Source organism: Francisella sp. 19S2-4 (assembly GCF_036281795.1).
Lineage (GTDB): Bacteria > Pseudomonadota > Gammaproteobacteria > Francisellales > Francisellaceae > Francisella.
The window spans coordinates 1-12,560 of sequence record NZ_JAWUZH010000021.1 but is presented as its reverse complement, the minus strand read 5'-3'; the positions used below and the strand labels follow the sequence as shown (position 1 = coordinate 12,560).

Below are 12,560 nucleotides of genomic sequence, written 5' to 3'. Positions count from 1 at the left end.
ATATCCTTAATTTCATTAGTGTACTAACAATATCACTTATATGACTATAAAATCAATCTTTTATTTATATATTACGAATCTGTTTTAAAGTTTGTTCAAAAAGTATTTTTCCATTTTCATAATATGTTTTTAATTGGCTTTGAGGATGATATTGTCCCAAAGCATAACTCTCGTCTAGCTTAATTGTTTTGTAATTATCATTTTTATCTTTTATAAGGTCTAGACGGCCTTCTTTTGATTTTTTTGATAAATCTGTAATAGGTTCCTTTTTTACTCCAAAAATAGCATTAGCTCTTCTAATAGCAGAACATTTAATCGCAAATTTAAAACTATCTCTATTAATGGAAGATTCATAATTGCCTTGTAACAATGCTCCACCCATTCCAAAGGCAATATTTTCAGCTGAAAAACCTTTTTCTTTCATAGCACTTAGAATTTTCTTAGCTAGACCAATACTAACCCCATCACCTTGAATTAAAGCGACTTTTTCTAAAACTTTATAACCTTTAGAGTTAGTTATAATACCATATGCTTTCTCAAGCTCATTTAAAGCGTAGATAATATTATCCACAGCATCCCCAGAGTCAGGACGAATAACTAAATTAGCCTTTTCTGCTTTGACCCTATCCTTTAAGTCAATCCAAGTCTGAATTGCCTTTTTAAAATCCCAACTATCTGAAACACAAGCATATAACACACTATTATTACCAAACTGTTCTATCATATTTTCAAAAGCTTGTCGCTCACATTCTGAACCAACACCCCAACTAGTTATTGTTGAATGTTCACTCGCTGGAATTGAGAATCCAGCCATTTCTTCATTATAATATTTTCGACAAAATCGTAATGCTGCTAAGGTATCTGTTCCTAGGAAATTAGTTAAGTGAGCTGCGCCACCAATTGCAGCAGACTCTTCTGAAGATACTCCTCTATAACCAAAATCATGTAGCATAAAACCAAGCTTATCAAGACTATCTGCTGTTTCTAAAAGATATTCTCTAATAACATTTTTTATATTTAAACTAATTGTTGCTACAGTTGTTGGATACCATACTTTTAAAAGTAATGTCTCTAACATTCCAGGCAACCAAGGTAACTCTGAATCAGTACTTTCAATAGTCATTAAAACATTATGTAAAGGAACAATACTCCCTTCTGCAACAGCTCTTATCCGAACTGGTAAAAAACCATTATGCTTTTTTATTATTTTTTCAAATCCAGATCTAAAAAATGTTAAACCGTGAGATTTTATGATATCTTCTGCCTCGTCTATCATTTCATATGTTAATGGCTTAGAGAGATATTTTTTTATGTAGTATTGTAAGCCAAAAAATCGCGTATGAGATCCTAAAACAGGATTTGCTGATCCACGACTTTCTAAGTAAAAATGAAGATAATTAGTATCATCTGGATATTGAAAAGGATGAGAATGCTTATAACTATCTGTCATTAAAAGAATATTACTATCACTATTCATTAGGATGATAAATTTATAAAAGATTTAATAAAGATTAATATTAACAGAAGTTTTATGCATAAACTATTTTTGTGGAAGGTTTTTTACGTTACTTTCAATTAATCTCAATAACTTTGACATATAATTTAGTGATATTTTTGTTTTATCAATCAATGGATTATATTCAGCCACCTCAAAGCATACTAAACTATGATAGTTAATTTTTTCAATAGCCTTATAAAATACCTGAGGATCTATACCATTCTCAACAGGTGTTCCTACTGCATCAAGATTAGTTGGATCTAAACCATCTAAGTCAAAACTAATACCAACATTACCCTCAGTAACTTGTTCTAAACGCTCAAATTCTTTTAAAAATAATTCCTCAAAGTTTCTATCAGTTAAATCTGACTGATAATAAACTTTAACTCCTAAATTTTCTAGAAATTCTTTTTCAGGTTGTTCATAAGAACGAATTCCAAAAAATACAATATTTTCAGGTTTTAATTTAGGATTCTTGTTAAGAATAGTTGTTAACTCTTCATATCCATGTCCTAAAAGATGTGCAACTGGCATACCATGAATATTTCCTGTATCAGAAGTTTCTGGCCTATGACTATCCATATGAGCATCTATCCAGATTAATCCTAAATCTTTATTCTGATCTTTCAAATAATCATAAACCCCACTCCACGTAGCTATTGCACATGAGTGATCACCACCAAGAGCTAAAGGGAACTTACCTTCTCTAAGAACTTCAGACACTCGTTGAGCAACCTTAGTAAAATACTTACCCATAGTTGGCACTTCAGTTCTACCACCAACATAGTTAATAATTTGAGCATCTATACGTCTATCTCTTAGTTCATCCAATAGTGCATAAGGAGCTCTTCCACAACCAATTTCTCGTCCAGCATTACCAATAGCTATTCCTACAGCTTCTACTTTTTTCATAAAATCTCCTATAAAAATCTATGTTATAACGCAGAAAATAAATTCTTTGGATCCTTTATTGGCGGAACCATATCCATCTGACTACCAATATCATATTTCTCAGCTAGATCTAATGTTAATCGCAAAGCTGAAAAATCCTCAACTGCAAAACCAACTGAATCATAAATAGTGATTTCATCATCACTTTCACGTCCTTTTTTCTTCCCAGTTAAGATCTCCCAAACTTCAGCATGTAAAACTTCCTCAACTTCTTGAGGAGATAGATTTTGTATTTCTCCCTCAATCATTGATTGCTCCTTATATTCAACAACAACCTTACCTCTAAAAAGGATTTTCATATCTAGTTCTGTCTTACCTGGGCAATCACCACCTAAACCACTTATATGTACACCTTCTTTAACCCAGTCATTTTCAATAACAATCGCATGAAGCTTACAAGCAGTGCAAACCACAATTATATCAGCATCTTGACAAGCCTCTTTAGCACTATCACATGCTATAAATTCAAGATCTACATCTTTCATATTATTAGCATATTTTCTCATAGCTTCAGGATCTGTATCATAATACTTAACTGTTTCTATAGGACGTATTAATTTATGGGCTAAAGTTTGAAATTCGCTCTGTGCTCCTGTTCCTATTAATGCCATCGTTTTACTATTTTTACGAGCCAAATAATCTGTAGCTAAAACAGTAGCTGCAGCTGTTCTTAATGCTGTCAAAACAGTCATCTCAGATATTAATAAAGGATAACCATGCTTAATTTCATTTAGCTGTCCTGTTGCTACAACAGTTTGCTTACCTTCAAAAGGATTTGCTGGATGGCCATTAACACACTTATAAGTAAAAAGCTTATTATCAGCAGTCGGCATAAGCTCTAAAACACCACCTGGCACATGAGCTGCATACCTTGGCGATTTATCAAATTCATTCCATCGAATGAAGTCTTCTTTAGTATATTGGACTAGATCTGTTATAAAGTTATTAAAACCATGTTTTTCAACTATTTTAGCCATATCTTGGACCGATAAAATTCTCATATTTTCTCCAAAAATATTTTATTCTAATTGCAATGTAATTATTTAAGTTTTAGAAAGTTTAACTGTAAAGTATAAAACTACTATATTAAATCAATAAAATAGTATAAATACCATAACAATTATAGCTTTAAATAAGGATTAAGCTTATAACTTCCCTTATTCCAAATTGGAAATAATGTTTAACTTTATTATACTTATAAGATTATTTAAAGATAAAATTAAAAAATAAAGTTATTAAATAAAATTTTTATATTAGTTAACTATCTGATAATAACTATAAAACCCCTTTAAATAAAATCTTTTCGAAGTTTTTCTCTTTAACAACCCAAACTAAAGTTACTCGTTGAGAATCAATCGAGATCTTCTCAACTTTTTGATCGACTTTTATTGTATAGTCTCCTTGGTCTAGATTTGTTGAAAAAAGATCAACATTTCGAGGTAAAAGATTCCAGCTTCTTTGATCTGCCTGAGTACTCGCTAAATTATAAACTGATGTCCCAATAGCTGCTAAAGCTCCATAGTCACCTGATTTTTTTATAATAGCAACAGACATTGTTGTCTTTGCTATTAGCCGTAGAATTTCCCTTGTTACAATCATAGGATATCTATCTGATAATGATTTTGCTGCCATTGCTGTTGTATCTACCAATAATGCAGTTTGACCTTGAGCCACTTCTTTGCCTTTATTATAAACTACAACATTAGCAGGTTTTCCTAAACTATAAGAAGCATAATATGGTAGAGAAATCTTTTGTATACCTGCATATTGGACAAATATGATAATAGGCAAATCAAACTTCTGAATTGGTTCAACCCAACCATTTTCATATATTACAACGAGTTTACCCTTCCCCTTTTTATAAATATCTCCACCTTGATTAAATGCCTGATGCATCTCAGCATAATCATTTTGAACATATGGATTATCAGGGACAACTCTTAATGCATTTTTCATAGAAAGATTCGCATTATTTAAATTAGTGTCATAAGACTGATAAATTATAGCCTCCAAATAATATCCAAAGCCATTCTCATACGAATTAGTAACTTTATTAGCTATATTGTATAGCTGTCGATATTGACTTGCGTGTGATAAATCAGAGTAAACTTTATTAGAATTAACTTGAGGATAGTTTGCTATATTATTACTTGATAAATTTTTTGATTCAAAAGTTGCATATTGTGCATACGATAGATTTCTAATACTCACAGCAGCATTCTCAAGATCATGCTTCATCAAATAATTTAATGCTTGATACGCATATAAAAAAGTCACCTCATAATCTGGTATGTAATAATATCTTTCTCTATCACTAGTTAAAGTTGCCTGAGCATCTTTTAGGATATTTCTAACCCTAATTCTTGCCTCAGACTCTGATTTTGTTACATAATCTGTTGCTTTTGCATACTTATATAGAGATAAGCGATCATTTTTTAGAAGCTGCTCAAATCTACCCGTTTCTAAATAATCAAGAGATGCATTTATTCCTGTAGTATTAAATTTCTCTAAAAAGCTTGCTTCTATCATTCTAGGATGATTCTCATCAACACTTTGCTTTACTTTAGACATTTGATGAGGATGACTACCACTAAAAGTTGCACAACTAGATACAACTAAACATAAAGCTAGTACTATAGAAAATTTAAACTTCATTATCTTATTTTGTTAAATATGCTCGTAAACCCCTGTGGACTTTGGATAAGCTACCATCTATTACAATTCCTATAGAGTATTTAGGCATTACATCTGTGATTCGCACTTTTGCGATAACCTTACCATCAAGTACTGTATGTTGACCTGTAGCTGGATCTATAGTAATACCACCTTCCTGACGAACTTCATAGGTATTACCTTTAATAACCCTATCACCACCTTGATTGAAGTATATTTCACCATCATCAACTCTTAGTACTTGTAATGGATATATTGCACCAATAATCTGATCAGATATTATTTTACCAAACCTCTTACCAAGATAGTCTAATAACCCACTATAATTACCATTATCTGACTCAACATATTGATTCGCAATATTTGCAGGAACATCTATAGTTACAACATTTGACCATTTCACTTCCATTGTAGCTAGTTCCACCATACGATAAGCAACACTTGCTGAAACATTATATGATGTAAACTTCTCACCATAATATGAGGTTTGTTTTTTACTTATATTTAAGCTTAAAATATCTCCAGTAAGGATAAAATCAGCGCCAATTTTTTTATTAAGCTTATCTTTCTCACTATCTGTATCAGAGTTCATTATGCGTTGAACTTCTTTTTCATATGTTTTTTGATCTTTAGCATCACGATTAGATACTCTAAATTTACGAGATTGAGTGATTTGAGCAATAATAATATTGTTTAACCCATCTTGTAGCTGTTTTATTCCTATATTGGCATTTATCTTAGCGTTATGAGCATCAAAAGGTAAAATAGCAACTTTAAACATCTTTAGATCATTACGTTCATCTACTCCTTTATACTTAGTAGAACTACCTGAAGCGACACTAGCAGTACTGCCTGAGCTAGCAACAGAACTACCTGATACAACTATTGAGCTACCAGAAGAAGTTTTAGATTCTGCAAAAGTAAATGATGAAAACAAAAACATCGATGGCATTAATAAAAAAATTAAAGCTTTTTTCATAGTTATGAAACCTTAGTATTGATTTAGATATTTATTATCATCACTTTGTCTAATAATCACTTTCCCATCTAACGAACTCTTAGCGCTTTCTGCTGATTTTGTATTTTGCTTACGATATTCATCATAGTTAAAGTTCTTAATTTTATTAGCTGTTGCAACCTGTTTAGGATCCCATTTAAGTACAACACCATAAACTGTATTTTTTGTACTTGGTAACTCATAGCGCCATCTTTTTACAGTTTTAAGTCCTACGATGTCTAGATTTGCTTGAGTTTTATAATAAGTAGTTAGAGTTTTTTCAATATCTGTAGCATCTATTCTACGAGTCTGTTCTGTATTTGTATTTTTTGCTAGTGTACTAGAGATATTCTCTGACATTGTCAGAGCTTCTTTTGTTGACATCTGTCCTGCTATCAATGTAACAAGATTTGCTCTTGCCATAATAGCTGCTTGCTTATAACCATAATCGCCAGCAGAAACTCCTTGAATATTAGGACCATTATATGAGCCTTGCCCATAAGATAAGATATAAGGTTTATTATCTTCGCCAAAGCCAACCCTAATACCATAGTCCCCCATCATATCTTCACCTGTTTTATCTTTGTATAGCACCGATGGGGATTCACCGCCTTTACCAACTATCACAGGCTCATTACCATGCTTGATATCTTCAAATATTCCCTTGATTTTAGCTGAGTAGATAACAACCACACCGATAGCAGCATTACCATTTTTCTCAACAACAAATGTCTTAATAGGCAACAATCCTGATAAGTTACCAAAGCCTGTTGTTAAGCTTTTTATTGTCATTTCTTGACTTAAAAGAGCTTTTTTCTTTTCTGAAACTGAAGTGAAACTATTTGGATCTAAGCCTTGATCTTTCAGCTGTTTATTAAGTTGAGCCTCTTCAAGAGCTTTTTTCTTGGCATCAATAGCAGCTTGTGTACCTTCTTTAGGCTTATCTGAGTCTGTATCTATCTCATTAGTTCCAGATCCTTGAGTACTATCAACACTAAAGCTTTTATCAACTTTAGTATTTGCAGATATAAATGATATATATTCTGCCTGGGCTTTTATCAGGGCTTTTTCAAACGCCATTTGTGCACTATCAACATAATTTGAGTTTGTCTGATTTACAGAAGCTACGCCAATAGCTGAACCAACATAATCATACTTATCTCTGAGATTATTCTGATCTATATAACCTTCCATTACATCACTTAATATTTGCTCGGCTGATCTGTTATCAACATCAGCATTCTTTGCAGCAACAGGAGCAGCACTAGAAGAAATACCATTATTTAATGTAGCTATATCTGTAGTCATATTAGTTTTTGACCGCTGCTGATTCTCTGAATCTTTAGTTACAGAAGTTTGTTGTGATGACTCTGGGCTTCCAAGTGATGGGGTTTTTACATTAGAATCATCAGCGAATAAAGGACTCGCTATAAATGATGATGCTATTAATGAAGCGATAATTTTCTTTTTCATATAGATCTCTCCTATTTTAAAACATTGCCTACCAACCAAGTATAGACCTTGTTTGAGATTTAAGAATTTGTTTTTCACCTTGCCATACAATTAGATTTGTTTTTAAATCCAACATTTTTAAGGTTGCTAAGAAGAACTTCGATTTTCTATCTTTATCAACACTTGTATTATTAATATCTTGGATACTACCATATACCATATATCTAGCTCCTATGTTATGGCCAATCTTAGTTGCTGTGCTTTGATCAACCATACCACTATTAGCTTGATACCCTAATTGCTCACGGATATTTTTAATCTGAGTCATATCTGTTACTTGGAATAGCCCAGAGTTTACAATCTGAGTTTGAACAGTATTTGACAGCATTGTTGTATTAATATGCTCATTTGTTTCATTACGAATATTACTAAAAAATAAAGTTGGTGTATCCATAGCTGTAATTTTCTTAACTCCACGAGAATTAAGCATATCATCAGCCATCTTTTTAGTAATTGCTTGCAAATCAGTGGAACTGAAATCTATTGACGTAGTGTCAACACTATCTGGGTTTTCATACGCTACTTTAGTACTACACGAGTTAAGAGCTAACAATACGCCTGCAGAAGCTAAAGTTATTAAAAATTTTCTTTTCATATATTTTTATTAAAAAATCACTTATATAGCGATTATAGCAAAATAATTAAGAAATTTATTAATTTATAAATGTTTAATTTTACTTAATTGGTTGGCTCATAGTATACACACATACCGACCCAATCTTCTTGATAGAGTATTTTTGAAAGTTATTACTTATATATTTCTCTATAGATTCATATGAGTCATTTTCATTATCAAAAATTCCTTTTGAGTTAAACTTATTGGCAATTTTTATCGCTAATTTTGAGTCATACTTATTGATTATAGTTGAGCCAAAAGCTACCCCATCAGACTTAAGTATTTTTGCAATATTTTTAAAAACAATTTCTTTGCTACCATTATCTGGCAAGCAATGAATCAAATAATTACACGAAATGGAGTCAAATTTAGAGAAAAATTTTTCTTCAATATTCTCTAAGATGTCTACCTGATATATCGAAACATCTTTATTTTTCAAAAGATTTTTAACATATCTAAGACAATCTAAGTTCAAGTCCATTAATGTTACTTTTTTTATCTTTGAATGTAATTTGTTTAGGTAATATCCAGAGCCTACACCTATGTCAAGATGGTTTAAGGAGACATTATCACTATATAACTTTAAAAGTTCTGTGGTTTTACACTTCCAAACAAAAGTATTATTAAAAAATAAGACAACAAAATTATATAATCTAAGCGTTATTCTTGTGTAGATCTTTTGACCTGCATGAGTAGATTTATTCATTTTTTTACCAAAACATATTTGAACGCATAGGCTTAATAGCAAAAACTATTATTAATATTAGATAAACATACCATGGAACTAATATTAAAACTGGAACCAATACAGTTAGCATACATGCCAAAAAGAACATGCTAAAAAATAATAATACCTGATATGATGGTTTATTTGTTTTAAGATACATCCTTGCTTTTTGAATATATGATCCTTCAAATGAGAATAGATGAATCGCAATTGGAAATGCTGCTGTCAAAAACATCAGCAAATAGAAAATCCAACTGACTGAAGTTAAAACTAAATAATTAGTAGCTATGAGTAACCCAACTAAGAAATAAACAATCTTAACTAGTGCAATATCAACTAACGTAAAGTGCTGTAATTTTTCTGATAAGAACTCTTCTTCGTACATAACCTACTCCTTAATATTAGTAGTTTATCCACCTTAATAATAACTTATTATAATAACTTTTTAAAATAGATTAGGTTAAGAACTTATATTATTTGAAAATAAATATTTAATTTTGTATATTGATATTTGACAACTGATTTGCTGGCACTACTTTTTCAACAGTCTTAACATTTCCATTACCATCTTGAGTTTTCTTAATAATTTTTGCTGTCTTACCATTAGAGTCTATAGTAATAGAGCTAAATTCTTTAAACACTCTAGGTTTATCTTTAATCGAAGTTGAGCCTGACTGAGTAGTTAATTGAACAACATTATTATCTATATTAGATACAACTTTATTAAAATGCTGATCTAACATTCGTTGCTGCTTTTGGAAATCTTCCAGCATTTGTGCCACATGGTCAGTTTGTGAAGTTTTTGATGATTTATCCTGAGGTTTTTGCTTAACCCATCCAACCTGTCCATTAGCATTATTTACAAGCTCTACCCAACCATTTTTAGTAAAAATCGCCTGATACTGTGGGTTTTGATCATTAACTTGCCCAAGTTTTTGTGACTTTTCATCTGCTTTTGCGTACATTGTATAGCTTTCAGCATAAACTCCAGAAGCCACTGCTAAACCTAGTATTGTTGCTAAAATTTTTTTCATTTTTACCTCCAATTTTCAATGTATTACTTTCATATACAAAATATCTAATAATAAAAATAAGCTCTTTAGTTATTTTTTCAAGATACAAAATTACTAATTAGTTATAATTAACTAAATAGGTACAAAAGACAATCATATAGCATGCAAAATAAATTTAAAGTTTTAGTTGCAGATGATGATAAACAAATTGGTCAATTTATAAAGACAAGATTTGAAGAAAACAATATAGAAACTACTCTTGCTTTTGATGGTAAAGAAGCTTTATTTCTAATTAATACTAATGACTATGATGTAATTATTATAGACTGGATGATGCCATATCTTGATGGTATATCATTACTAAAGATACTACGTAAACAAAATATCGATACACCTACTATTATACTAAGTGCGTTAGACAGCACTGAAAATAAAATAGAAGGACTAAAGTCTGGCAGTGATGATTATCTTACCAAACCTTTTTCAATTGATGAGTTACTTATTAGAGTAAATATCTTATACAATAGAACACAAAAGATTACTCAAGCAAAGACACATAAGCTAAGCTGTGGCGATATTGAGCTAGATGAACTTGCTCATGAAGTTCATAGAAATGGACAGCCTATAGTATTACAGCAAAGAGAATATAAAGTTTTACACCTCTTACTGAAACATAAAAATGAAGTAATAAGCAAATCTATGATACTTAAAGAAGTATGGGATTATGATTTTGATCCTCAAACAAATGTTGTAGAGGTGCATATATCTCGACTACGTACTAAACTCACAGAGGAAGGTCTAAATGACCCAATAAAAACAGTTCGAGGTTTTGGATATGTCATCCAAGAATAAATTAAACGACTCTATACAGCGCAGATATATAATTAGCTCAAGCTTTAAGATGGCTATGCTTTTTACAATATTACTTGGACTAAGCATAGCATCTTGGATTTATATAATTCTTTCATCTTTAGGAGATAAAATCATCGAGCATATTATTCCTTTAACGATAGGCATAATATGTACAGTTAGTGTTGTTATTATTAGTTACCTTATAAGTGTATTTGTAGTAAAAAAAATAAATCATATCGCAAGCTCAGCTGCATCAATTGTAAATACTCAAGACTTTAGTCAAAGAATCCAATCAGATACTAACTGGGATGATCTTAGTAACTTAGCAAATATATTAAATATACTTTTCGGTAATACTGAGGAGTTACTTATTGATATTAAAAGTGTCTCAAATAATATTGCCCATGATCTAAAAACCCCATTAACAAGACTTAAAAATAGATTAGAGAGTCTAGCACAATCCAACCCTAACGAAGATACATTAGAGGCTCTAGCTGAATGTAATAAACTATTAGATATATTCAACAGTTTACTCAGACTAAATCGCTTAGAACATGGTCGTGAAAATTTATCTAAAAGGCTTATAGATATTAAAAATATTATCAATGATGCTATTGAACTCTATGAGCCGATGTTCGAGCAAAAAAACATACTCTTAGAAACAGGTATTGAGAGTAGAAATATAAATCTTGATAAAAACTTAATCTTTCAAAGTATCACAAATATTCTTGATAACTGTTATAAATATTCTGGACAAAATACTAAAGTTAAAATAATAGCTAAAATCGAAAACCCTAAATATAAAATTGAAATCACAGATCAAGGTATTGGTATAAATGATAAAAATGCTAATAAGATTTTTGATAGATTTTTCCGTGAAGAAAAAAGCCGCACACAGATAGGTAATGGCTTAGGTCTAGCATTGGTAAAAAGAATAATTCAACTTCACGATGGTAATATCACTGCTCAAAACAATATCCCCAATGGTTTAAAAATAACTATTCTTCTACCTTTACATTAACAATTTTTAACTATGCTTTTATAAGTTTTGAAACTAAGCTATACCATATATCTATAAGATAATTAAAAGTGATATGGAAAAAATAGCTGTAATAGGAAGTGGAATATCAGGACTAGCCATAAGTTATTTACTAAAAGACAGATATGAAGTCACACTGTATGAAAAAAATGACTACTTTGGTGGCCATACTCGTACTTTAGAAGTTGATAATGTGCCTATAGATACAGGCTTTATAGTTTTTAATTACCAGACATATTATCATCTATCGAGACTTTTTAAGCACTTAGATGTTCCTGTTGCAGAAAGCAATATGTCATTTGGAGTATCTATTAAAAATGGTGCCTTTGAATATGGCTCTAGTAGCTTTAAAAGCTTATTTGCTCAGAAATCAAACTTATATTAAAGCCAAGCTACTACAAAATGATTAAAGATATTCTTAAGTTTAATAAGATATCAAATGAACATCTAAATAAAGGAACTCTAAATGAAAATATTACTTTAGCAGAGTACCTAGATGAAATTAAGGTAGGTAGATGGTTTAGAGACTATTATCTGCTAGCTATGGGAGCATGTATTTGGAGTACTCCCCTTGAGAAAATATATGAGTTTCCTGCTCTTAGTTTTATTAGAAAGACTGTTGAATAAATCTTTCAATTTCTATGAATAGGAATATTTTTGCTATTTTTAGTAAAAACTTAGC

At 30.9% G+C, this 12,560-nt stretch carries 12 protein-coding genes and 1 pseudogene; 3 read left to right on the top strand and 10 right to left on the bottom strand.

Annotation, left to right across the window (positions count from 1 at the left end; genetic code table 11):
* Nucleotides 1–64: 64 nt before the first annotated feature.
* The 10 genes from R8535_RS06045 to R8535_RS06000 form a co-directional block, all read right to left on the bottom strand.
* Nucleotides 65–1,477: a nicotinate phosphoribosyltransferase gene (locus R8535_RS06045; protein WP_329497434.1), complete on the bottom strand. Its 1,413-nt coding sequence runs from the start codon at nucleotides 1,475–1,477 to the stop codon at nucleotides 65–67.
* 63 nt (nucleotides 1,478–1,540) lie between these two features.
* Nucleotides 1,541–2,410 (bottom strand): arginase, encoded by an 870-nt coding sequence (locus tag R8535_RS06040; protein ID WP_329497433.1) that lies wholly within the window; start codon nucleotides 2,408–2,410, stop codon nucleotides 1,541–1,543.
* Between the two features lie 23 nt (nucleotides 2,411–2,433).
* The gene (locus tag R8535_RS06035) at nucleotides 2,434–3,450 is read right to left on the bottom strand and encodes an ornithine cyclodeaminase (RefSeq protein ID WP_329497432.1); all 1,017 of its coding nucleotides are present in this window, start codon (nucleotides 3,448–3,450) and stop codon (nucleotides 2,434–2,436) included.
* Nucleotides 3,451–3,724: 274 nt separating this feature from the next.
* Complete coding sequence (locus R8535_RS06030) at nucleotides 3,725–5,104, bottom strand: COG3014 family protein (RefSeq protein WP_329497431.1); 1,380 nt, start codon at nucleotides 5,102–5,104, stop codon at nucleotides 3,725–3,727.
* A 4-nt stretch (nucleotides 5,105–5,108) separates the two neighbouring features.
* The gene (locus tag R8535_RS06025) at nucleotides 5,109–6,101 is read right to left on the bottom strand and encodes a CsgG/HfaB family protein (protein WP_329497429.1); all 993 of its coding nucleotides are present in this window, start codon (nucleotides 6,099–6,101) and stop codon (nucleotides 5,109–5,111) included.
* Nucleotides 6,102–6,113: 12 nt separating this feature from the next.
* The gene (locus tag R8535_RS06020; RefSeq protein ID WP_329497427.1) at nucleotides 6,114–7,592 is read right to left on the bottom strand and encodes a DUF6844 domain-containing protein; all 1,479 of its coding nucleotides are present in this window, start codon (nucleotides 7,590–7,592) and stop codon (nucleotides 6,114–6,116) included.
* 28 nt (nucleotides 7,593–7,620) lie between these two features.
* Nucleotides 7,621–8,226, bottom strand: a complete 606-nt coding sequence (gene lpoB / locus R8535_RS06015; RefSeq protein WP_329497425.1) for a penicillin-binding protein activator LpoB — start codon at nucleotides 8,224–8,226, stop codon at nucleotides 7,621–7,623.
* A 79-nt stretch (nucleotides 8,227–8,305) separates the two neighbouring features.
* Complete coding sequence (locus tag R8535_RS06010) at nucleotides 8,306–8,953, bottom strand: class I SAM-dependent methyltransferase (RefSeq protein WP_329497423.1); 648 nt, start codon at nucleotides 8,951–8,953, stop codon at nucleotides 8,306–8,308.
* A 4-nt stretch (nucleotides 8,954–8,957) separates the two neighbouring features.
* Nucleotides 8,958–9,359 carry a hypothetical protein gene (locus tag R8535_RS06005; protein ID WP_329497421.1) on the bottom strand — a complete coding sequence of 134 codons (402 nt, stop codon included), beginning with the start codon at nucleotides 9,357–9,359 and terminating at the stop codon, nucleotides 8,958–8,960.
* Nucleotides 9,360–9,465: 106 nt separating this feature from the next.
* The gene (locus R8535_RS06000; protein ID WP_329497420.1) at nucleotides 9,466–10,008 is read right to left on the bottom strand and encodes a hypothetical protein; all 543 of its coding nucleotides are present in this window, start codon (nucleotides 10,006–10,008) and stop codon (nucleotides 9,466–9,468) included.
* 141 nt (nucleotides 10,009–10,149) lie between these two features.
* Here R8535_RS06000 and bfpR point away from each other — a divergent pair, with 141 nt between their 5' ends.
* The 3 genes and pseudogenes from bfpR to R8535_RS05985 form a co-directional block, all read left to right on the top strand.
* Nucleotides 10,150–10,839 (top strand): two-component system response regulator BfpR, encoded by a 690-nt coding sequence (gene bfpR / locus R8535_RS05995; protein WP_329497418.1) that lies wholly within the window; start codon nucleotides 10,150–10,152, stop codon nucleotides 10,837–10,839.
* Nucleotides 10,823–11,860, top strand: a complete 1,038-nt coding sequence (locus tag R8535_RS05990) for a HAMP domain-containing sensor histidine kinase (RefSeq protein ID WP_329497416.1) — start codon at nucleotides 10,823–10,825, stop codon at nucleotides 11,858–11,860. Before bfpR ends, R8535_RS05990 begins: the two co-directional genes overlap by 17 nt.
* A 73-nt stretch (nucleotides 11,861–11,933) precedes the next feature.
* A pseudogene (locus R8535_RS05985) lies at nucleotides 11,934–12,490 on the top strand (NAD(P)-binding protein); the annotation flags it as partial.
* Nucleotides 12,491–12,560: the final 70 nt, after the last annotated feature.